The sequence below is a fragment of the Patiriisocius sp. Uisw_047 genome, from assembly GCF_047730165.1.
Classification (GTDB): Bacteria; Bacteroidota; Bacteroidia; order Flavobacteriales; family Flavobacteriaceae; genus Patiriisocius.
The window spans coordinates 1,451,428-1,474,797 of record NZ_CP159834.1; the positions used below are offsets into that span (position 1 = coordinate 1,451,428).

21 protein-coding genes are annotated in these 23,370 nt (G+C 38.8%); 17 read left to right on the top strand and 4 right to left on the bottom strand.

Translation table 11 applies throughout. The annotated features are described in order from the left end of the window. Window positions 1–58 precede the first annotated feature (58 nt). Window positions 59–2,020: a DNA primase gene (gene dnaG, locus ABXT71_RS06505; RefSeq protein WP_415373032.1), complete on the top strand. Its 1,962-nt coding sequence runs from the start codon at window positions 59–61 to the stop codon at window positions 2,018–2,020. Between the two features lie 19 nt (window positions 2,021–2,039). On the opposite strand, the gene ABXT71_RS06510 is transcribed toward dnaG, so the two are convergent. Continuing rightward, window positions 2,040–2,672, bottom strand: coding sequence for a response regulator (locus ABXT71_RS06510; RefSeq protein ID WP_415373033.1), 633 nt, complete (start codon window positions 2,670–2,672; stop codon window positions 2,040–2,042). A gap of 137 nt (window positions 2,673–2,809) precedes the next feature. Continuing rightward, window positions 2,810–3,607 (bottom strand): NAD(+) synthase, encoded by a 798-nt coding sequence (nadE, locus tag ABXT71_RS06515; RefSeq protein WP_415373034.1) that lies wholly within the window; start codon window positions 3,605–3,607, stop codon window positions 2,810–2,812. Between the two features lie 266 nt (window positions 3,608–3,873). Between nadE and gldB the strand changes: the two genes are divergently transcribed. The 3 genes from gldB to ABXT71_RS06530 are packed head-to-tail and all read left to right on the top strand — an operon-like array spanning window position 3,874 to window position 5,548. Beyond that, window positions 3,874–4,836, top strand: a complete 963-nt coding sequence (gene gldB, locus ABXT71_RS06520; RefSeq protein ID WP_415373035.1) for a gliding motility lipoprotein GldB — start codon at window positions 3,874–3,876, stop codon at window positions 4,834–4,836. Then, window positions 4,836–5,177, top strand: coding sequence for a gliding motility protein GldC (gene gldC, locus ABXT71_RS06525; protein ID WP_415373036.1), 342 nt, complete (start codon window positions 4,836–4,838; stop codon window positions 5,175–5,177). Before gldB ends, gldC begins: the two co-directional genes overlap by 1 nt. Continuing rightward, entirely contained in the window at window positions 5,177–5,548 is a 372-nt protein-coding gene (locus ABXT71_RS06530; protein WP_415373037.1) for a GTPase, read from the top strand. Before gldC ends, ABXT71_RS06530 begins: the two co-directional genes overlap by 1 nt. Window positions 5,549–5,608: 60 nt before the next feature. On the opposite strand, the gene yihA is transcribed toward ABXT71_RS06530, so the two are convergent. Together yihA and ABXT71_RS06540 are read right to left on the bottom strand one after the other, a co-directional pair. Then, window positions 5,609–6,208: a ribosome biogenesis GTP-binding protein YihA/YsxC gene (gene yihA / locus ABXT71_RS06535; RefSeq protein WP_415373076.1), complete on the bottom strand. Its 600-nt coding sequence runs from the start codon at window positions 6,206–6,208 to the stop codon at window positions 5,609–5,611. Window positions 6,209–6,281: 73 nt separating this feature from the next. Continuing rightward, on the bottom strand, window positions 6,282–7,046 hold the full coding sequence (locus ABXT71_RS06540; RefSeq protein ID WP_415373038.1) for an alpha/beta fold hydrolase: 765 nt from the start codon (window positions 7,044–7,046) through the stop codon (window positions 6,282–6,284). A 299-nt stretch (window positions 7,047–7,345) separates the two neighbouring features. Here ABXT71_RS06540 and mraZ point away from each other — a divergent pair, with 299 nt between their 5' ends. From mraZ to ftsZ, 13 genes are all read left to right on the top strand, one after another. Then, window positions 7,346–7,816: a division/cell wall cluster transcriptional repressor MraZ gene (gene mraZ / locus ABXT71_RS06545; protein WP_415373039.1), complete on the top strand. Its 471-nt coding sequence runs from the start codon at window positions 7,346–7,348 to the stop codon at window positions 7,814–7,816. Next, the gene (rsmH, locus tag ABXT71_RS06550) at window positions 7,803–8,699 is read left to right on the top strand and encodes a 16S rRNA (cytosine(1402)-N(4))-methyltransferase RsmH (RefSeq protein WP_415373040.1); all 897 of its coding nucleotides are present in this window, start codon (window positions 7,803–7,805) and stop codon (window positions 8,697–8,699) included. The genes mraZ and rsmH overlap by 14 nt, the downstream gene beginning before the upstream one ends. 82 nt (window positions 8,700–8,781) lie before the next feature. After that, complete coding sequence (locus ABXT71_RS06555) at window positions 8,782–9,099, top strand: FtsL-like putative cell division protein (protein WP_415373041.1); 318 nt, start codon at window positions 8,782–8,784, stop codon at window positions 9,097–9,099. Between the two features lie 5 nt (window positions 9,100–9,104). Continuing rightward, complete coding sequence (locus ABXT71_RS06560) at window positions 9,105–11,108, top strand: penicillin-binding protein (protein WP_415373042.1); 2,004 nt, start codon at window positions 9,105–9,107, stop codon at window positions 11,106–11,108. Then, window positions 11,105–12,568 carry a UDP-N-acetylmuramoyl-L-alanyl-D-glutamate--2,6-diaminopimelate ligase gene (locus ABXT71_RS06565; protein WP_415370533.1) on the top strand — a complete coding sequence of 488 codons (1,464 nt, stop codon included), beginning with the start codon at window positions 11,105–11,107 and terminating at the stop codon, window positions 12,566–12,568. Before ABXT71_RS06560 ends, ABXT71_RS06565 begins: the two co-directional genes overlap by 4 nt. 2 nt (window positions 12,569–12,570) lie before the next feature. Beyond that, window positions 12,571–13,803 carry a phospho-N-acetylmuramoyl-pentapeptide-transferase gene (gene mraY / locus ABXT71_RS06570; protein ID WP_415370535.1) on the top strand — a complete coding sequence of 411 codons (1,233 nt, stop codon included), beginning with the start codon at window positions 12,571–12,573 and terminating at the stop codon, window positions 13,801–13,803. A gap of 35 nt (window positions 13,804–13,838) precedes the next feature. Further along, on the top strand, window positions 13,839–15,173 hold the full coding sequence (murD, locus tag ABXT71_RS06575) for a UDP-N-acetylmuramoyl-L-alanine--D-glutamate ligase (RefSeq protein WP_415370537.1): 1,335 nt from the start codon (window positions 13,839–13,841) through the stop codon (window positions 15,171–15,173). A gap of 75 nt (window positions 15,174–15,248) precedes the next feature. Next, window positions 15,249–16,442 (top strand): FtsW/RodA/SpoVE family cell cycle protein, encoded by a 1,194-nt coding sequence (locus ABXT71_RS06580; protein ID WP_415370539.1) that lies wholly within the window; start codon window positions 15,249–15,251, stop codon window positions 16,440–16,442. 10 nt (window positions 16,443–16,452) lie between these two features. After that, complete coding sequence (gene murG, locus ABXT71_RS06585) at window positions 16,453–17,556, top strand: undecaprenyldiphospho-muramoylpentapeptide beta-N-acetylglucosaminyltransferase (protein ID WP_415373077.1); 1,104 nt, start codon at window positions 16,453–16,455, stop codon at window positions 17,554–17,556. Next, entirely contained in the window at window positions 17,556–18,929 is a 1,374-nt protein-coding gene (locus tag ABXT71_RS06590) for a UDP-N-acetylmuramate--L-alanine ligase (protein ID WP_415370541.1), read from the top strand. Before murG ends, ABXT71_RS06590 begins: the two co-directional genes overlap by 1 nt. Further along, window positions 18,919–19,635, top strand: a complete 717-nt coding sequence (locus ABXT71_RS06595) for a cell division protein FtsQ/DivIB (protein WP_415370543.1) — start codon at window positions 18,919–18,921, stop codon at window positions 19,633–19,635. The genes ABXT71_RS06590 and ABXT71_RS06595 overlap by 11 nt, the downstream gene beginning before the upstream one ends. A 4-nt stretch (window positions 19,636–19,639) precedes the next feature. After that, entirely contained in the window at window positions 19,640–20,983 is a 1,344-nt protein-coding gene (gene ftsA, locus ABXT71_RS06600; protein ID WP_415370545.1) for a cell division protein FtsA, read from the top strand. Between the two features lie 184 nt (window positions 20,984–21,167). Continuing rightward, window positions 21,168–23,303, top strand: coding sequence for a cell division protein FtsZ (gene ftsZ, locus ABXT71_RS06605; RefSeq protein WP_415370547.1), 2,136 nt, complete (start codon window positions 21,168–21,170; stop codon window positions 23,301–23,303). Window positions 23,304–23,370: the final 67 nt, after the last annotated feature.

A 23,370-nucleotide genomic window follows, 5' to 3' on the forward strand; every position in this document is an offset into this window, starting at 1 on the left:
GCAACAAATTTTAACCTTTGAACTTTGAGTAAGCGCATATATAGAGCGAAGTTAAAATATGATAAGCAGAACCACCATAGATAATGTTTTTGAAACCGCCCGAGTAGAGGAGGTTATTGGTGATTATGTGCAACTCAAAAAATCTGGAAGTAACTTTAAAGGGCTCAGTCCTTTTACAGACGAGCGGAGTCCTAGTTTTATGGTGTCACCAGTGAAGCAAATCTGGAAAGATTTTTCTAGTGGCAAAGGAGGGAATGTAGTGGCCTTTTTAATGGAACACGAGCATTTTACGTATCCAGAAGCGATTAAGTACCTTGCCAAGAAATACGGGATCGAGATAGAAGAAACAGTGCAAACAGATGAGATGAAAGAGGCTGCAGATGAGCGGGAGAGTTTGTATTTGGTGAGCGAATTTGCAAAAGATTATTTTCATAACACGCTTCTTAATACAGATATAGGAAAGGCCATAGGTCATTCTTATTTTAAAGAACGAGGTTTTACTGACGAAACGATAAAGACTTTTCAGCTTGGGTATTCCATGGATGAGTGGGAAGCATTTACCAGTCACGCGATAAAAAAGGGATACAAGCTTGAGTTTTTAGAAAAAACAGGTTTGTCTATCGTCAAGGGAGAAAAGCAATTTGACCGTTTTAAGGGTAGAGTAATGTTCCCGATACAAAGTATGAGTGGTCGTACTTTAGGATTTGGTGGGAGAATTTTAAAAACAGATAAAAAAGCAGCAAAATATTTAAACTCTCCAGAGAGCGATATTTATCATAAGAGTAAGGTGCTTTATGGTATTTATCACGCGAAGCAGTCTATTGCAAAAGAAGACAATTGCTTTTTAGTGGAGGGGTATACAGATGTAATACAGTTTTATCAAAGTGGTGTAAAAAACGTGGTTTCTTCTTCTGGGACTGCTTTAACACCAGATCAAATACGACTAGTAAACAGGCTGACAAAAAACATTACGGTCCTTTTTGATGGAGATGCAGCGGGATTAAGAGCTTCTTTGAGAGGTGTAGATCTAATACTTGAGCAAGGGATGAATGTGCGTATCTGTACCTTCCCAGAAGGAGAGGACCCAGATAGTTTTGCAAAAAATAATACACTCGAACAACTCACCACATTTCTAGAAGAAAATGCCAAGGACTTTATATCTTTTAAAGCCTCCATACTCGCGGCAGATGCTAAGAATGACCCCTTAAAAAAAGCAGCGACTATTCGTGATATGGTCGAGAGTATTGCTAAAATTCCAGATGTAATAAAACGCGAAGTATACATACAAGAGTGTTCTCGCATTATGGACATTAGTGAAGAAGTCCTCTTTAATACACTAGCCCAAATTTTACAAAAGGTTCAAAGAGATGCAAATAAGCAGAAACCAGATGCGCCAAAACCTTTTGACATAGTTTCAACGCCTAAGACAGCAGCTAAAAAAGTAGATATTCTTTGGGAACTAGAACGAAAGATAATTGAGCTTTTACTATTGTATGGCGATGAAGAGGAAGAGTTTGAAGATTTACTTCTAGAAACAAATGAAGAGGGCGAGATTGGGCTGAAACCAGAAAAAGTAACCTCAAAAGTTTTCGAAAAAATATTTTTAGACTTGCAGGATGATGAAGTAGAGTTTGCTAATGAAGAATTTAAAGATGTGTATTATGATATTATTGCACATTTAAACCAGAAACAAGAAGTACAACTTACTACATTTTTGAATCAATTAGCGCCAGAAAAATCTGCTGCGATTTCTACCATTTTAATGGAAGATGAGAAGTATGTTTTACACGATTGGGAACGAAAAGAAATTTACGTTAGAAAAAAGAAACACGGAATCTCTCAAATGGTAAGCGAAACAATACTTAATTTACGACGGCATCTTATTTCTCAAAAAATTGTGGAGCTTTCAACTAGTGTAAAGGAGAATGCTGGTACTGATACAAAAGAATTTTTGCAATCAATAATTGATTATCAAGGTTTAAAGTATGTACTTACAGAGAAACTAAGAAGAGTGCTATAATTGGTATTAGTAAATAGTATTATCTAAATTGAAACATTCTAGACTGGTGAATAAGATCTGCTAGATTATCAACTTTAAGTTTTTTAAGTAAGCGTGTTTTATAAGTGCTTACGGTTTTTTCATTAATGTCTAAGGCATTTGCAATGTCCTTATTGCGCTTTCCACTAGAAAGTAAGTTGAGTACTTCTATCTCACGAGATGATAATTTTTTATAGCGGCTTATAGCACTTGATTCACCTACGTTACGGCTGGTAAATGTTGAGGTAAGCTCACCGTTTAAGAAGATTCCTCCTTTTGCAACTTTCTTTAATGCTTTTAAAAATATTTTTGTAGATGCTGTTTTTGGCACATACCCTGCGGCTCCTGTTTTTACAGAACGTAATGCGTATATTTCTTCTGGATGCACGGAATATATTAGCACTCTAGTGTTCGGGTAGTTTTCTTTAATGGTACGTAGTGAATTGATCCCGTTTATTTGCGGCATATCAATCTCCATAATTAGAATATCTGGTGCGTTTTGATCTAATTGCTGATAAAGTTCTTCAGCATTTGAAGCTTTGCCCACTATTTGATAATCGTTCTTCTTTTTGAGCATGCAGGCGATGCCTTTTCTTACTACAGGATGATTATCTGCTACGAGGAGTGTTTTCATATTTGATGTCTTTCAACGCAAAAATAACGCTGTGAGGTAGTTATTTTTACTAACCAATAAATGGTATTTTTCCAAATCTAGTCATTATGATCAGTCTAAAACTTCATTTTAGACTAAAAGCAGGAAAATTCGTTCAATTACAAACTATTCTTCATATGGGGCGGTATTTCACACACTGGGATGGGGTTCATTTTATGCTGGTTAACTCTATTAAGTCTAGAGTATAGTTCAAATACAGTTTTTTCACGTCCATTAAAGTCCTGACCGTTTTTTCCTACATGCTGCATTTCCATCGCCCATTCTAGTTCATCATAGCTCGCGCCTATCTGATCTTCGTCAGTACGGCTATCCCCAAAAAGGCCATCAGTTGGTTCGGCTTTCATAATAGAATCTGGCACTTTTAATACTTCGGCAATTTTATAGACCTCGCTTTTCATCAAATCTGCTATAGGGCTTATGTCTACGCCACCATCACCATATTTGGTGTAAAAACCAACGCCAAAATCTTCCACCTTATTTCCCGTTCCTGCTACCAGATATCTGTGTAGTCCAGCAAAATAGTAGAGTGTTGTCATTCTCAACCGGGCACGTGTATTAGCTAGCGATAAGTCTAAAAACTGATTATCGATTGTCAAAGGTGCTTGTTCTTTAAACGTTTCAAAAACGGGGGTAAGATCAACACTACAACTTGTAACATGAGCAAAACGTTTTTTGAGTTGGTCAATGTGCTCTTTGCCTCTTGCTACTTGGTTAGGACCTTGGTGTATGGGCATCTCAACACACAGTGTACGAAGTCCTGTGCTGGCACAAAGACTAGAAGTCACGGCGCTATCAACCCCGCCACTTACTCCTACTACAAAGCCGTCCATTTTTGCGTTTATTGCATAGCTTTTTAGCCAGTCTATAATATATTGCGTCACTTTTTCTTTTTGCATCTTATTGTTTTTTTTGAAATATTATTGACTAGAGAAATGTCTTTTTTAAAAACTATTCAAGCTTTAATTTCAATTTCTTACTATCCTTTTGACGAAAGCTTCCGTATTTCAATAATCCTGCTTCTTTAGGCTTACTTTCATCTCGATCTTTCTTCCTGCTTCTTTCTTCTTGCTTCTTTTTTGAATTACCTTTGCAGTACAAATGTAACCGAAAAACAAAATTTATAAAAGTAAACGGCGTTAAACAGATGCTAAAGGTTGAAACTATGAAAAAGTACTTATTTATTTTTTGTCTTTTATTTCTTATCGGCTGCGACGACGAGAATAAGGTGGGACGGGAAATCGCTCAGATTCCAATGGGACTAACCATTACTCGTTTTGATGAGATTTTCGCGAAAGCGGAACTAAAAGACTTGCCACAACTAAAAAAAGACTATGCCTTATTTTTCCCAAAACAAGTACCAGACAGCATCTGGGAACAGCGATTTTCAGATACCATTCAACGACAGTTGAATCAAGAAGTCGCAAAAGTATTTCCTGATGACACGAGTTTAGAAGAAACAATTCGGCCGTTATTTCAACATTTTAAATACTATTTCCCACGGTTTAAATCTCCTGTCATTTATACGGTTACAAGCGATGTAGATTATCAAAACAAGGTGATTGCTGCAGATAGTTTGATGGTGATTTCGTTAGACAATTACTTGGGCGCAGATCATTATTTTTATGAAGGGATTTCTAGTTTTATTTCACGAAATCTAAATCCATCACAACTTGGGCCAGACATTGCAAATGTGTATGCAAGACAATTGAGTTCACCACCAAAAAATCGCACCTTTTTAGCACTCATGATTTACTATGGAAAGGCACTTTATCTAGCAGACCTTGTAACTCCATCGAGTTCAGATGCAGAAAAGATAGGCTACACAGAAGATCAAATGTTCTGGGCAAAAGATAATGAAATCTATATGTGGCGTTATTTTATCGAGAAAGAATTACTCTATAGTACAGATGAAGAACTCCCCGCAAGATTTTTAAATCCTGCGCCATTTTCTAAATTCTACCTCGAGATTGACAACGATTCTCCAGGAGGATTAGGGCGTTATATGGGATGGCAAGTAGTGCGTTCTTATATGGAGCGCAATCCAGAGGTTACCATAGAAGAACTACTTAAAAAACCGGCAGACGAAATTTACATAAAGTCTAATTACAAACCAAAAAAGAACTAATGGCAAAGAACACTTCAGAAATTAAAATAGATGTCGCGCTAGACGAGAATAAAATACCTGAAAAACTAAAGTGGACAGCTACTGATGGCGGTATTTTGAATCAAGATACCAAAGCAATGATGCTCGCTGTTTGGGATCACAAATCTCAAGAAGCCCTGCGCATAGACCTTTGGACAAAAGATATGCCATTGGACGAAATGAAGATCTTTTTTCACCAGACCTTAAGCGGAATGGCAGATACTTTTTTTCGCGCTACAAATGACGAAAAAATGACAGATACTATGAAAGACTTTTGTGATTATTTTGCGGAGAAGCTAGAATTGAAAACTAAGAAGGAGTAATGACTAATAAACTCATCTTTGTTTATAATGCAAACGCTGGAGCCGTAAATGGTCTCCTAGACAGCGTGCGTAAGATAGTGAGCCCTTCTAGCTATGAGTGTAGTCTGTGTAATATTACGCACGGTGTATTTACAGAAGGAAAGTTATGGGCAGAATTTAGAAAATCTTCTACTACAAAAATGGAGTTCCTGCATAAAGACGAGTTCTTAAAACAGTACCGTTCTAAGTGGTTGCCGGCGTATACATTTCCTATTGTACTAATAGCAGATGACAAAGGGCTTGGTGTTTTTATTGCTGCAGAAGAATTGAATGCCGTTACTTCTCAAGAAAAGTTGATTGAGTTGGTTTCAGGAAGAATACCCAGAATCTAATGCCCTAAGTGCTCATGTGTTTTTAATGTGCATACAGACAGAATAAGGTTTCAGGTTCTTCTAAAAATCTGCAGTATTCAACTCACCAATATAATTTAACAATTCATCACGCCCTTCATATTTACTCGCCGAAGTCGTAAAACACCTTGGCATCTGCTCCCAAGTCTCTAGCATCTTTTCTTCGTATGCTTTTATGTTTCTTACAAGCGCGCCTGGTTTTAATTTATCTGCTTTGGTAAACACGATATGAAATGGTACGCCATGTTCTCCTAAATATTGCATAAACTCTTGGTCAATAGGTTGCGGCTCGTGACGCGAATCTACCAACACAAAAGCGAGCACCAATTGCTCACGCTTCTCAAAATAATCTGTAATAAAACGCTGGAATGTTTTCTTTGCCTTTTTTGATACCCGTGCATATCCGTATCCTGGTAAATCTACCAAGAACCAATTTTTATTAATCGTAAAGTGATTGATGAGCTGTGTCTTTCCTGGGCGTCCAGAAGTCTTGGCAAGATTTTTTTGATCCACTAACATGTTGATCAATGAAGATTTCCCTACATTACTACGGCCTATAAAAGCATACTCAGGGAGTCTGTCCTTAGGGCATTTTGCAACTTCGCTGTTGCTCATTATAAATTCTGCAGATTTTATTTTCATGGTGGCTCTTCCTTTTGCGGTTTGCAAAGGTATTTAGAATTTCGCTAGTATACTTAGAAACAGGAAACCCAGTTTAGAACTTTCGCTTCACTAACCAATCTATTAGAATCTCATTAAAACGATCTGGATGCTCCATCATAGCCGCGTGACCACATTTGTCTATCCAAAAGAGTTCGCTGTCTGGTAGTAATTCGTTAAATTCTTTACCTACGTTAGGAGGCGTTACGGTGTCGTTTTTACCCCAAATGATGCACGTTGGTGTATTAATCTCTGGTAAATCTTTTGCCATATTATGACGAATGGCACTTTTTGCGATAGACAGCGTACGGATTAATTTGGTTCGATCATTCACCGTATCATATACATCTTCCACTAATTCTGGAGTGGCAATTTTAGGGTCGTAAAAAACATTTTCTGTCTTTTTTCTAATGTAATCTTTATCTCCTCGTTTTGGATAACTCTCACCCATTGCGCTTTCGTAAAGTCCGCTACTTCCTGTGATTACTAATGTTTTTACATATTCGGGATACATTTTTGTGAAAAGCAAGCCTATGTGTCCACCCAAAGAATTCCCTACAAGAATTACTTCTTTAAATTTTTTATGATCTATAAATTCCTTGAGGTATTTGGCAAATTGCTTCACATTAGTTTTCAGAAGAGGAAGTGAATACAGAGGCAATTCTGGGAGTAATACTTTATAGCCTTTTTCTGGAAAAAAGTTTGTCATTCCATCAAAGTTGCTCAATCCACCCATAAGACCATGTAGTATGATAATAGGAGTCCCATCTCCAGCCTCTACGTAGTTAAATTTCCCTTCAGTCTTAAGTTGGTTTTCCATAAATGAGGATAGTATTAGAGACAAAAATACACTTTTTTTACTCAAAAGGTATCCTTCTCCTTGCTTCGGAAATATTAAATATTTAGAGCCTTTTTAAACATTCACAAACGTATTGTTAAAAACACGTTAACTCTTTTGATGGTCAATACTTTGGGTTCAAGATAGCGTGCGTCAGCCGGTTTCAGGGATGAAACTTATTAACAAAGTGGTAAAAGGTGGGAAAAAGTGGGAAATAATATCTAGATTTGTTCTTTACTGAGGCCCAATATTTCGGGTTTAAAAATTTTCAGAAACAATTCATGCTCAACTTAATAGGGACATACGAGTGCAAGGCTGATGCAAAGGGAAGGCTAATGATGCCGTCCTCTTTGAAGAAGCAGTTGACTCCAGCAATGACACAAGGTTTTGTGATCAAGCGTGCTGTGTTCCAGCCGTGTCTGGAATTGTACCCAATGGAAGAGTGGAATCGACTGATGGAAAAAATGAACAAGCTCAACCGTTTTAATCGTAAGAATGTAGATTTCATTCGTCGTTTTACAGCAGGGGTAAAGACCGTAGAGCTTGATACTACTGGGAGATTAAATGTGCCTAAAGACCTTGCTTGTTTTGCGGGAATTACAAAAGAAGTTGTGGTTTCTTCTGCGATAAACATTGTAGAGATTTGGGATAAAGATAAATACGAACAAGCCATTGATGATGCTGCAAACGATTTTGCAGATCTAGCTGAAGAGGTAATGGGTGATGCAAACGACACAGATGGAATATCATAATCCAGTTTTATTAATGCCCACTGTGGATGGTCTCGCGATCAAACCAGACGGGGTTTACGTGGATGTCACTTTTGGAGGTGGCGGTCACGCAAGAGAGATTTTAAAACGATTAGGGCCTAAGGGGAAACTCATCGCCTTTGATCAGGATAAAGATGCGTTGGAAAATGCGATTGATGATTCTCGATTTATATTGGTAAATGAAAACTTCAGATTCTTAAAACGTTTTTTACGTTTTCACGGACATAAAGAAGTCGATGGAATTTTAGGAGATTTTGGAGTATCGTCACATCAATTTGATGTCGCAGAACGTGGTTTTTCCACGCGCTTTGAGGCAGAACTAGATATGAGAATGGATCAGGGAAGCGCTTTTTCTGCTTACGATGTGGTCAATAATTATGACGAGTCTCAACTCGCATCTGTCTTATTTCAATATGGTGAGTTAAGAGCATCAAAAGCAATGGCGAGAGTGATTTGTGAGGCGAGAGAAAAAGAGCCAATTAAAACAAGTGAGCAATTAAAAGAAACGATGGGAAGGTTTTTGCCAAAACATCGCGAGCATAAAATCTTAGCCCAAATATATCAAGCCATTCGTATCGAGGTGAACCAAGAGCTTGAAGTAATTAAGGAGTTTTTACAACAGGCTTTAGAAGTGTTAAAGCCGGATGGGAGGTTAAGTTTGATAAGTTATCATAGTCTTGAGGATAGACTGGTAAAAAGATTTATGCGTAACGGTATGTTTGAAGGAGAGCCGGAGAAAGATATGTTTGGTCGCGTAGAGGTGCCAATGAAGCCTGTTGGAAAATTTATTATTCCTGACGCTGCAGAGATTAAAGAAAACAATCGTGCAAGAAGTGCGAAGCTTCGGGTCGCTAAAAAATTATGAATTGTGCGATGACAATTTTTAAACGAAGAGAAATGAAGAAGTTCAATATTTCATTTTCTTCCTTCTTAAATAAGTTAGAGGAATGAAGCAAGGTTTTTACAATATCGTAAAAGGGAAATTTCTCGTCAGTAATGACGCTTTTGGTAACTGGCGCTTTATCATATTCCTGAGTTTTCTTGCTTTGATTATGATTGCAAGTTCTCATCTAGCAGATAAAAAAGTACACCGTATTGCGCAGCTCAACAACACGGTAAAAGAATTAAAGAGCGAATATCTAGATGTGCGCAAGCAGCTCACTCAGGTAAAAATGGAAAGTAAAATAACAGCGGCGATGGCGCAGCGAGGTTTACGGCCTAGCGAAAATCCACCGCAAATAATAAGAATCACCAAACAACAGTAGCAACCTTGTCAACACCAGAAAAAAACATATTGAACCGCTTTTACTTCGTCGCCGGCTTTATGTTCTTCCTGGCGGTATTAATAGCGATCAAGCTTGCAGACATTCAGTTTGTGGAAGGTGACAAGTATCGTGACCTCGCGGCTCAAAACACAACAAAAAATGTAATTATTCCTGCAAATCGTGGAAATGTATATGCAGATGACGGAAGTCTATTGGCGAGTTCTGTGCCTAAGTATGATATTCGGTTTGACGCAGTGACCGTTACAAAAAAAGACTTTGATGAAAACCTAGTCCCTCTTTCTAAAGAGTTGAGCGACATGTTTGGCAAGCCACAGTCTTACTATCAAAATTTATTTAGAAAAGCACGTTCTAGGAAGAATCGCTATTTATTAGTGGCTCGTGACTTGGGGTATTCTCAATACATCCGAGTGAAGAAAATGCCGCTATTTAAGAAAGGTCCCAATCGTGGAGGTTTTATTTCAGAACAAAAAACAGTGCGTGAACACCCGATGGGGAAAATCGCTGAGAGACTAGTCGGGAATGAGAATAAGGGAATTCCAGGTTATTATAATGTGGGCTTAGAAGGTGCTTATCACGAGTTTTTAAGCGGTAAGGAAGGACAGCGTTTAAAGCAAAAAATATCTAAAGGGAGATGGAAACCTGTGTACGACGAGAATGAGGTAGAGCCTCAAGATGGCTATGATGTGATTTCTACAATTAATGTGAATATGCAGGACATTGCGCATCACGCATTGCTTAAGCAACTGGAAGTGTACGATGCAGATCACGGTTGTGTGATTGTGATGGAAGTAGCGACAGGACAGGTGAAGGCGGTTTCTAATCTTGGTAAGGGTAGTAACGGTAAGTATTATGAACGTCGTAATTACGCGCTTTGGGAATCTATAGAGCCAGGTTCGACTTTTAAGACGGTGGCAATGACGATTGCTCTGGAGGATAAAGTAATCGACACTGCTACGGTTGTGGATACTAAAAATGGTTCGATACGGATGTACGGCCGCACGATAAGAGATAGCAAGAATGGTGGCTACGGAAAAATTTCTGCAGCGAGAGCCCTGGAAGTTTCGTCAAATATCGGTTTCGCAAAACTAATCAATGAAAGTTACAAAGACCAACCTCAAAAATTTCTAGACCATTTGATTGCGTGGAAAATGGATACCACCTTGGGTGTAGATATTAAAGGAGAGGGTATGCCGGTGATTCCAGAAATTGGCGGGGAACTATGGAGTAGGAATGCACTCCCTTCTATGGCTTATGGGTATAACCTACAAATGACAGCATTGCAAATTCTCACTTTTTATAATGCACTTGCAAATGATGGGAGGATGGTCAAGCCTCAGTTTATTAAGGAAATAAGAGCTTGGAATGAAGTGGTTAAAACGCAAAAAACAGAAGTGATAGATGATCAAATCGCATCACAAGAAACAATCATTCAAGTAAGAGAAATACTTAAAAATATCGTGGTACGCGGAACAGGAGAGAGTTTATATAGTGATAATTTTTCTATGGCTGGTAAGACAGGAACAGCCCGTAAGGACTACAGTAACAATGAGGAGTGGTTAAAAGAAAAAAAGTACGTGTCTTCGTTCTCTGGTTATTTCCCGGCAGACAATCCTAAATATTCTTGCATCGTGTTGATACATGAACCAAGCACAAAAATAGGAATTTACGGAGCTGATGTTTCTGGACCTGTATTCAAAAGAATCGCTCAAAAAATTTATACAGACAGCCCATTAAAAGATGAGGTAAATGAGCTTGAAGCAGAAGATGTGGATATGATAAAAGCCTATGACTCCTACTATGATAGGGCGTCAATTACAAAACGAGAAGTGCCTAATGTAAAGGGAATGGCGGGGATGGATGCTGTTTCTTTGCTTGAAAATTTAGGCTATAAGGTGAAAATAAATGGTGTAGGCACGGTGAGTAAGCAGTCAATTAATCCTGGAGAAAAACCTAAAGAAGGAACACAAATAGTTTTAATAGTATCGTGATTATTTTAAAAGACATATTATATAAAGTGACCCTTGAAAAAGTACAAGGGAATACCGCTGTGGCTATTCGTGACATCAATTTTGATAGTCGAAAAGTAGGGCTCGATGATGTTTTTGTGGCAATTAGGGGCATCGTAAGCGATGGTCATGGATATATTAAAAAGGCCATAGATCAAGGAGCTTTGGCTGTGATTTGTGAAGAGATCCCTTCAGAAATAATAAACGGAATTACATACGTGCAAGTGAAAGATAGCCAGGAAGCGCTTGCAATTATGGCAGACAACTATTACGATAACCCATCTGCAGATTTGAAGCTGATAGGAGTCACTGGCACCAACGGGAAAACAACAATTGCGACGTTGCTCTTCAACCTTTTTACAGCAGCAGGGTATGAATCTGGTCTACTGTCTACGGTAAAAATCATGGTGGGTAAGACACAATCTAAAGCGACACATACCACGCCTGATAGCCTGACGATTAACCGTTATTTGCGTGAGATGGTAGATGCAGGAGTTGTATTTTGCTTTATGGAGGTTAGTTCACACGGGATCCATCAAAAACGTACGGAAGGACTTTTATTTGCTGGCGGAATTTTTACAAACCTATCGCACGATCACTTAGACTATCACAAAGATTTTAAGGAATATCGTGATGTGAAGAAGAGATTTTTTGACGACTTGCCAAAAACAGCTTTTGCACTCGTCAACGCAGACGATAAGAACGGTATGGTAATGTTGCAGAATACGGCTGCAAAAAAAGTGACATACGCTTTAAAAAGTATGGCAGACCATAAAGCGCAAATTTTAGAGAATCAACTACAAGGATTACTTCTGAAACTTGACGGACAAGAATTATGGGTAAAACTCATTGGCAACTTTAACGCATACAACGTTTTGGCAATCTATGCGACTGCAGAATTATTAGGACTAGAGACTATTGAAACGCTGCAATTACTAAGTACCCTTGAGAGTGTAGATGGTAGATTCCAGTATTTAATTTCTGACAATAATATAACTGCAATTGTGGATTACGCCCACACTCCAGATGCTTTAAAAAATGTGCTGGAGACGATAAACACGATACGTACGGGTAATGAGCAATTGATTACTGTAGTGGGTTGCGGTGGAGATAGAGATACCTCAAAGCGTCCTAAGATGGGAAAGATTGCAGCAATGCTGAGTACTAAGGCGATTTTCACTAGCGACAACCCAAGAACCGAAAAGCCAGAAACGATTATCGAACAAATAGAAGTAGGTGTGGAGCCTATTGATTATAAGAAAACACTTTCAATAACAGACAGAAAGCAAGCGATTAAAACGGCTTGTCAAATGGCAGGAGAAAATGACATTATTCTCATTGCTGGTAAAGGACACGAAACTTACCAAGAAGTGCTTGGGGAGCGTTCAAGTTTTGATGATTTTAAGATTGTAAAAGAATTATTAACCGCCCTTAACAAATAAGAATGCTTTATTATTTATTTGAATATTTAGAAAAAAATTATCAGTTTCCTGGGGCGAGCTTGTTTGAGTTTATCACTTTCAGGGCCGCATTGGCTGTGATTTTGTCTTTGATAATTGCGACCATTTTTGGAAAGAAGATTATCAGAATTCTACAGCGTATGCAAATGGGTGAATCCATTCGTGATTTAGGCTTAGAAGGACAGAATGAAAAGGCTGGAACTCCTACAATGGGGGGAATAATAATCATTCTTGCCACCTTAGTTCCAGTGCTATTGTTTGCTAAGTTGGAAAACATTTATGTGATTATGCTCATCGTGACTACCCTTTGGATGGGAGCGATTGGATTTTTAGATGATTATCTTAAAAAGTTTAAACAGGATAAGGCGGGATTGCCAGGTAAATTTAAAGTGCTAGGCCAAGTTGGATTGGGGGTTTTTGTGGGTGCCATCATGTTCTTTCATCCAGATGTTACCGTAAAACGTGAGAAAATCAATCCAGTAAATGCTACTGAATTGATTACTCAAAACTCACCACGTGAATTTTATCCTGCCGAAAATACGCTCTTAACAACCATTCCTTTTGTAAAAGAAAATGAATTTAATTATGAGTCCCTCATCACTTGGGCTGGCGATAGCTACAAAGATTACATCTGGTTAATTTTCATCCCAATTGTGATTTTTATCATCACAGCCGTGTCAAATGGAGCAAATCTGACAGATGGTATAGACGGGCTCGCGGCAGGAACATCGGCAATCATCGCCGTCACCTTAGCGCTGTTTGCTTGGGTCTCTGGCAATGTGGTGTTCTCAGATTATTTGAACGTGATGTACATCCCGAATACGGGTGAGGTCACCATATTTATAATGGCCTTTGTGGGAGCGCTTATAGGATTTCTCTGGTACAATGCTTTTCCGGCGCAAGTTTTTATGGGTGATACAGGAAGTTTAACAATAGGGGGAATCATCGCCGTAATCGCGATCATTATAAGAAAAGAACTTTTAATACCATTGCTGTGCGGGATTTTCTTAATGGAGAACATTTCCGTAGTAATGCAAGTGAGTTGGTTTAAATATACCCGCAAAAAGTTCGGGGTGGGTAGGCGAGTTTTCAGGATGTCGCCACTGCATCATCATTATCAAGTAAAAGGATTTCACGAAAGTAAAATAGTAACGAGGTTTTGGATTGTTGGAGTTTTTCTAGCAATTCTAACGATAGTAACCTTAAAAATAAGATAAAAACTTTGGCGCCTTTGCGCCTTCGCGAGACACAAATGAAAAAGCGCTTAGTCATACTTGGAGGGGGAGAAAGTGGAGTAGGCACCGCTATTTTAGGAGTTAAACAAGAGTTTGAAGTTTTTGTTTCAGACTTCGGAAAAATTAAAGAAGATTATAAAAAAGTTCTTTTACATCATAAAATAGAATTTGAAGAAGAAGGTCATACAATCGCTAAGATTATGAATGCGGCTGTTGTAATGAAGAGCCCTGGTATTCCTGATACGGCACCTGTTATTAAACAGCTGAAGGAGGCTGATGTTCGGGTCATTTCAGAAATAGAATTCGCAAGTGCCTTTACAGATGCGACCATCGTAGGTATTACGGGTAGTAATGGAAAAACTACAACGGCAACCTTGACATACGAGTTGCTAAAAAAGGAATTGAATGTAGCGCTGGGGGGAAACATAGGCAAAAGTTTTGCCGAGCAAGTTTCAGATGATAGCTACGGGCATTATGTGCTTGAGTTGAGTAGTTTTCAGTTGGACGGGATTGAAGATTTTGCGCCGCACATTGCAGTGTTGACCAATTTAAGTCCAGATCATTTAGATCGCTATGATTATGACTATGACAAGTATATCGCGTCGAAGTTTAGAATTACGATGAACCAAACGAAGGACGACTATTTTATTTATGATGCAGATGATGAAGAAATTAAAAAGTGGCTGAAAATCCACGAGATAAAAGCAAAAAAACTGCCTTTTTCACTCACACAAGAAGTGGCTGAAGGCGCCTATATAAAAGACAAACAAATAATACTATCAATCCATAACACCCAATATATTATGCCAATTGCAACACTAGGAATACAAGGACAACACAACGTTAAGAATGCTATGGCGGCTAGCACTGTAGCTACGCTATTAAAAATTAGAAAAGCGACTATTCGCGAGAGTTTGGAGAATTTTCAAGGTGTAGAGCATCGTTTAGAAAAGGTGCTTAAAATCGGGAATGTGATGTACATTAATGATAGCAAGGCGACCAATGTAAATGCCACTTTTTACGCACTTGACAGTATGACGAGCCCTACAGTGTGGATTGTAGGTGGTGTAGATAAAGGAAATGATTATGCAGACTTATTACCATTGGTTAATGAGAAAGTAAAAGCAATTATTTGTCTAGGGGTGGATAACGATAAGATTATAAATCAATTTGGTAATGTGGTTGATATGATGGTAGAAGCGACTAGCATGAGTGAGGCGGTAAAAATCGCCTACAAACTATCTGAGCGGAACGACACGGTGTTATTAAGCCCAGCGTGCGCGAGTTTTGATTTGTTTGAGAACTATGAAGATCGTGGGAGACAATTTAAGGAAGCTGTTAGGCATTTATAATGGAAAGCTTAGTGTCTGTCTGAGCCTGACGAAGACCAGAAACTGACGAGCTAAAATATAAAGTAAAAGCACAAGATGAAATCAATATTCAAAAGCATAAAAGGAGACAAGGCAATCTGGGCAGTAGCTGGATTGTTGGCGCTTTTTTCGTTTTTGCCTGTGTATAGTGCCAGTAGTAATCTGGCCTATTTATATGACGATGGGAATACTATTAAGTATCTAATTAAGCATTTTGCACATTTGGTTTTAGGATTTTCTATACTCTACGGAATTCATAAAATACCCTTCCATTATTTTAAGGGTTTATCGATTATCGCCTTGCCTATTGTGATTGTACTTCTCGTTATTACAATAGCCCAAGGAACAACGATAGAAGGAGCTAATGCTAGTAGATGGATCAGGATTCCTTTAGTGGGTGTTGGTTTCCAGACATCTACACTTGCTGCTGTTGCTTTAATGGCTTATGTTGCCCGTTATTTGTCTAGAACTAAAGATAGAGAAGTTTCGTTTAAAGAGACGTTGTTGCCACTCTGGCTACCTGTTTTTGTAGTGCTTTCATTGATACTCCCGGCCAACTTTTCTACGGCTGCCATCATTTTTGTTATGGTTACGATGTTGGTATTTATTGGGGGGTATCCATTAAAATATTTAGCGATTATACTTGCTTCTGGAGCTCTGTTTCTAACGCTGTTTATTCTTTCGGCAAAGGCTTTTCCAGGAGTGTTTCCTAACCGTGTTGATACTTGGATGAGTCGTCTTGACAATTTTACTGATAAACAAGATACGGACGCGGATTACCAAATAGAAATAGCAAAAATAGCGATTGCCACTGGTGGAGTTACAGGATTAGGGCCTGGAAAGAGTGTTCAGAAAAACTTTTTGCCACAGTCTTCTTCAGATTTTATTTACGCCATTATTGTAGAAGAATTTGGTATTGTAGGAGGCTTGTTTTTAATGTTCTTATATATGCTATTGCTTTTTAGGCTAGTGATTGTCGCGCATAAAGCAAACTCGATGTTTGGAAAATTGCTTGTGATTGGGGTGGGGGTGCCCATTGTTTTTCAAGCCATGATTAATATGGCAGTTGCAGTAGAGTTGTTTCCAGTGACGGGACAAACCTTACCACTCATTAGTAGTGGAGGAACAAGTATATGGATGACATGTTTAGCACTTGGTATGGTGTTAAGTGTAAGTGCGAAAAGAGAAGTGCAGAAAAAAGAAATGGAAAATATAGAAAATCCATTAGATATATTAAGCGAAACCCTTTAAAAACCGAATTATAGAAACAACAAAGACATACAGGTTTATCATAAGCGGTGGTGGCACAGGTGGTCATATCTACCCTGCCATTGCTATTGCAAATGGATTGAAGCTACGTTATCCTGACGCTGAGTTTTTATTTGTGGGCGCGAGTGATCGTATGGAAATGGAAAAAGTGCCGCAAGCGGGTTACAAGATTGAAGGACTATGGATTGCAGGGTTGCAGCGTTCTTTGTCAATACGGAACTTGTTGTTTCCTTTAAAGCTAGTTTCTAGTTTAATAAAATCGCGTCGTATTGTTAAAAAGTTTAAACCAGATGTAGCCATAGGTACGGGGGGGTATGCAAGTGCTCCATTACTTAAAGTGGCATCGGGTAAAAATATTCCTTGTTTAATACAGGAGCAAAATGGTCACGCAGGCGTTACTAATAAATGGTTGAGTAAAACGGTAGATACAATTTGTGTGGCATACGACGGGATGGAAAAATTTTTTCCAAAATCTAAGTTGGTGCTTACTGGAAATCCGGTACGTCAAGATCTGTTAGATATTTCGGCAAATAGAGTAGCAGGGCAACAGCATTTTAAATTAAATCCAACCAAGAAAACAGTGCTCGTTCTAGGTGGGAGTCTAGGGGCAAGAAAAATAAATCAATTAGTTGAAGGTGTGCTTCCATTTTTCAATGAACAGGATGTCCAACTTATCTGGCAGTGCGGAAAGTTATATGCAGAACAATACAAAGAACAATCAAAAGGGCAGATTAAGGTTTCTGCTTTTTTGAATAGAATGGATTTTGCCTATGCAGCGGCAGATATTATTATTTCTAGAGCGGGTGCGATTTCGGTTTCTGAGTTATGCTTGGTAGGAAAGCCTGTAATTTTCATTCCATCCCCCAATGTAGCGGAAGATCATCAAACTAAAAATGCTTTATCCATCTCGAGCAAAGGAGCAGCAATTGTTTTAAAGGAGGCGGACGCAGACCAGAATTTTGAGTCTGAACTGGGGCTGCTATTACATGATGAACAGAAACAACGTCAGCTTTCAGAAAACATAAAGAAGTTGGCAAGGCCAAATGCGACAAACGAAATAGTAGAAGAAGTAATCAAATTATTACCTGTAAATTAGTGAACGTTTTAAAAAACATACAACACATTTATTTCATCGGAATTGGCGGGATAGGGATGAGTGCGCTTGCTCGTTTTGCTATTCTCAAAGGGTTAACGGTGCATGGTTATGATAAAACTAAAACAAAACTCACAGACGCTTTAGTGCAAGAAGGAATGCATATCACCTTTGTAGATGAAGCTTCTTCAATTGAAAAATTGGCTTTAAATTCTTCAGAAACCCTAGTGATTTACACTCCAGCCGTACCCAAGAACAGCAGGGTTTTCAATTGGTTTATAGAAAACGATTTTATCCTCTTGAAACGTTCGCAGTTTTTAGGCGAAATTACAAAAGACACCAAATGTCTCGCGGTTGCTGGGACTCATGGTAAGACGACGACTTCAGCAATATTAGGGCATTTAATGGTCGCTTGTGATATGCCTGTGACCGCATTTTTGGGTGGGATTTCTGTCAACTATAATTCTAACTTTATTTCAAAAGGGACAGAGATTACAGTGGTTGAGGCAGATGAATTTGACCGCTCGTTTCTTACGCTTTCACCAGATATCGCTTGCATTACTTCGATGGATGCGGATCATCTAGATATCTACGGAAATGCCACAGAACTTGAAAAAAGCTTTAAAGCTTTTGCAGATCTCGTTAAAGACAAAAGCAAGCTGTTGTTTAGAAGTGGATTGCCCTTAGAAGGTCAATCTGTTGCCATAGAAGGAGAAGCCGCTTTTGAAGCGCAAAATGTACGGATAGCAAATGGCGGCTATGTGTTTGATCTAAAAACACCAACGATTACTTTAAAAAATTTGGAGTTTTTTACTCCAGGACATCATAACCTGCACAATGCTATCACAGCAATGGGTATGGCAATTTTAGCAGGTTCCCCGACCGATTGTCTACCCAATGCTTTAGCAACATTTAAAGGTGTAGAGCGAAGATTTTCTTATAAAATTAAAACTGAAAAACTGGTGTTAATAGATGATTATGCCCATCATCCAACAGAGATCGATGCGCTGTATCAGGCCGTGACAGAGATGTACCCAGATGATGAAAAAGTGATTGTTTTTCAGCCGCACCTATTCAGTAGAACAAAAGATTTTGTGGAAGGGTTTGCTGAAAGTTTAGCGCAATTTGACCAAGTGCTTTTGCTTGATATATATCCAGCAAGGGAAGAACCCTTGGAAGGAGTTACTTCACAATGGTTACTAAGGTTAATAAACGATAAAAGGAATGGTGATTTACTACCCGCAGAAATAGTCTCAAAACAGCAAATTTCCGAAGTATTAAAAAATAGTGATTGCCGTATAAAAATACTGGCGGGAGCCGGAGATATTGGAGCCGAAGTCGAACAGATTATGAAAAATTTGAGCGATGAAAATTAATTGGGGCGTAATAAAATTTGTGATCATCCTAGGCTTCGTGATTGGATTATTCAGTTTTACTGGTAAACGAAATCAGGGGCGAAATCTCAATAAACTGAAAGTGGAATTTGTGGATGAAAGACCTCCATTTATCACTTTAAATGCGGTTAATAAATTGTTAATAGTAAATCGCGACAGTGTGAAGAACATCGCAAAAGAACACCTAGTTTTGAAGGAGATGGAGTCGCGACTACTAGCAAACGCTATGATACGTGATGCTCAGGTGTTTGTTACTGTTGATGGGGTTTTAGGAGCGAAAATAGAACAGCGCGAGCCGCTTGCAAGAGTTGCTTCTCAAACTCATTATTACATTGATGCAGATGGGAAAAAGATGCCCTTGTCCAATGTGCACACCGCACGGGTGCCGCTAATCACTGGGAATGTTGAGCAACTTTATGATGAACTAACACAGTTCTTAAAAAAGATAAATAAAGATTCTTTTATGAAGAGTAGTGTGATAGGATTGCATGTTAAGAATAAAAATAACATCGAAGTACAGTTGCGAAATAATGATTTTAAAGTGCTATTTGGCAATACGAAAGATGCCGAAAAAAAGTTCATGAATTTGAAGGCATTCTATCAAAAAGCAAAGAGAGATGATTTACTCTCCGTATATGAAACGGTAGACTTAAAATACGGAAGTCAAGTAGTAGCAACAAAAAAGTAGGATTATGGAACATGAAAACATCGCAGTAGGACTAGACATTGGGACGACAAAAATTGTCGCGATGATTGGGAAGAAAAATGAGTATGGGAAGGTGGAGATTCTAGGAATAGGAAAATCTAAAAGCCTTGGGGTACATCGTGGTGTGGTTAATAATATCACACAGACCATTCAGTCCATACAGCAGGCGGTTACAGATGCAGAAATATCTTCTGGTTTGAAGATAGGTGATGTAGTAGTTGGGATTGCTGGGCAACACATACGTAGCTTACAGCATAGTGATTATATCACGCGTTCTGATAGTGACGAAGTGATTGACGAAAATGATATAGACAGGTTATGTAACCAAGTTCATAAACTGGTAATGCTGCCCGGTGAAGAAATTATTCACGTGCTGCCGCAGGATTTTAAAGTAGATGGACAGGCAGAAATTAAAGAGCCTATTGGTATGTATGGTGGGCGTCTGGAAGCTAATTTTCACGTAGTGGTGGGACAGGTTGCTTCGATAAAAAACATAGGTCGTTGCGTAAAGAGTGCGGGACTTGAGCTCAGTGGAATCACCTTGGAACCATTGGCATCTGCAAATGCAGTGTTAAGTCAAGAAGAGAAGGAAGCTGGAGTAGCGCTAATCGATATAGGAGGTGGGACGACAGATCTTGCCATTTTTAAAGATGGAATAATTAGACATACTGCGGTAATTCCTTTCGGTGGAAATATTATCACCGAGGATATCAAGGAAGGTTGCAGCATTATTGAAAAACAAGCAGAGTTGCTGAAGGTGAAGTTTGGTTCTGCATGGCCAGGAGAAAATCGTGATAATGAGATCGTATCCATTCCTGGGTTGAGAGGAAGAGAGCCTAAGGAAATTACACTTAAAAATCTTTCTAAAATTATCCACGCTAGAGTTGTGGAGATTGTGGAGCAAGTATATCTAGAGATTAAGAATTACGGTCATGAAGATCCTAAGAAAAAATTAATAGCCGGTATTGTGCTAACCGGCGGTGGCGCACAACTAAACCACTTAAAGCAACTGGTAGAGTACATAACTGGGATGGATACCAGAATAGGGTATCCTAATGAGCATCTAGCGGGAGATAGTGATGCAGAAACCACAAGCCCGTTGTACGCAACAGCTGTGGGTCTTGTAATGAACAGCATCGCGAGTAAAGAAAAAGCGCGCAATAATGAAATAGAAATTTCAGAAGAAGAAAATATAAGTGAAGCGGCAAGTGATGCATCGCAAGACACTTCTGATACCGCCATACAAGTGCAAGAAAAACCAAAGGAGAAAGTCAAGTTTTTTGACAAATGGGCGGAGAAGTTCAAGGAATTCTTGGATAACGCGGAGTAAAAGTAATCGGCAGTGTCAGTTTTCAGCAGCAATTAATTGTCATCGTAGTGTATGGAAACAATGAAACTGGCAGATTGCAAATGATTAAAATTTTCGCGAAAGCGGAAAAAGAATATTAACAAGAATTAGAAATGAGATTCTGTAAGTAATCTCAATAGAAATAAATCTCGCAAAAACCAAGTATATGAGCAATACAGCTTTTGAAAATATCGCTTTTGATCTCCCTAAAAATCAATCTAACGTCATCAAAGTGATTGGCGTAGGAGGAGGGGGTAGCAATGCGATAAACCACATGTTTAATCAAGGGATCAAAGGGGTAGATTTTGTAATCTGCAACACAGATGCCCAGGCACTTGAGAACAGTGCGGTGCCTATTAAAATTCAGTTAGGGATGGACCTAACCGAAGGAATGGGAGCTGGAGCGAACCCTAAAATTGGGGAGCAATCTGCTGTAGAGAGTATGGCAGATATTAAAAGTATGCTTACCTCAAATACCAAGATGATTTTTATCACTGCTGGTATGGGTGGAGGTACAGGTACAGGTGCAGCGCCTATTATTGCGAAGATGGCGCGTGACCTTGATATTCTTACTGTTGGGATTGTGACGATACCGTTTCAGTTTGAAGGAAAAATACGAAATGAACAAGCATTGCTAGGTGTAGAAAATCTACGGAATAACGTAGATAGCCTTGTGGTAATTAATAATAATAAGCTTCGTGAGGTTTATGGAAATCTAGGTTTTAAAGCTGGGTTCTCAAAAGCGGATGAAGTGTTAGCCACTGCTGCGCGAGGAATTGCAGAGGTTATTACACATCACTACACACAGAATATTGACCTTAGAGATGCTAAAACAGTTCTTTCTAATTCTGGTACTGCCATCATGGGAAGCGCAACGGCTACCGGTGCAAACAGAGCGCACGAGGCGATTACGAAGGCTTTAGACTCACCCTTGTTAAATGACAACAAAATTACGGGAGCCAAAAACGTTTTATTATTAATTGTTTCTGGTCAAGAAGAAATTACCATAGATGAGATAGGGGAGATTAGTGATCACATACAAGTAGAAGCTGGTCATGGTGCTAACATCATTATGGGTGTGGGTGATGACGAAAGTCTTGATGGGTCTATTTCTATTACAGTAATAGCGACGGGTTTTGATGCAGACCAACAACACGAAATTACAAATACAGAAAGTAAAAAAATAATCCATACGCTAGATGCAGAGCAGAAAGCAGAACAAGATTTAACCGCAAGGGTTACTGCGTCTGCAGTAGCGATACCTGAGCAGACTACTGCAGAAATAGTAAAAGAAGAAGAGGCGGTGAAAATCATCCGTCATTCTTTATTTGAAGAAGAGGATACTATTGAAGTAAAAGCTCCGGCACCTGTTTCAAGACCTGTAGGAATTCCTTTTGAGGGTTTTATTGATACTTCGGAATTAATTAGAAATATCGATGTAGTTTCTGAAGAAGTTTGTATTCATCATATAGCAGAGTTTGATCAATTAGTGATTAATGAGATAGATGTAAACAGCTTTGAGGTTGTCACACCTGTAGCTAAAGTTGTTCAAGAAACAATTTCAGTAAAAACAGAAATACGAGCAGAAAAAGAAGCAATTACTACTGCTGACGACGTAGAGTTTACGATCAATGAAAAACGACAAGAGATAGAAGGTGAGTTGACTCAAGAAGGAATAGCAAACGACAAGACAATCACAGAGGCAGAAGACCAGATGTTGATGTTTGATATGCCAATGCACGCAGTTGAAGAAATAACAAACGTGAAGCGTCACGAATTGCAACGAGAGGAAAAGGAGGAAGATATATTAACATCTGTCATTCAAGAGATAGAAGTACATGATCATGTTGAGATTGTTCCTGTTAGTGAGGTTACTAAAGAAGGTGTTAAGATGTACAGTCTTGACGACTATGAAGAGAAGGAGGCGCAGTTATTTAATGCGAAGCCAACAGAGAAGAATAGTGTGGTCGAAGAAGAAATTAAATTTGAAACTCGTACAATAGATACTCCAGCAGCTCCTCGGGAGAACGCTGGTATTGACCCTATGAACACGCCTATTTCAAAACTGCTTAAAGATAGAACAGAAGAACGTAAGCGCAAAATGAAAGATTTCAATTATAAGTTCAGAAACAGTACTTCAAAGCTTGATGAGATAGAAAGACAACCAGCTTACAAGCGTATGGGAATAGAACTAGAGGATGCAAAAGATGAAACAACTTTGTCGAGGACGTCTGTGAATACAGAGGATGATGGCGTTGATTTACGTTCTAATAATTCGTTTTTACACGATAACGTAGACTAGTCTGCGCCTAGTGCTAATGATGATAAAAGTGCGTTAAAAGGTTCTTCTCATGAAAGATTTTTTTTTG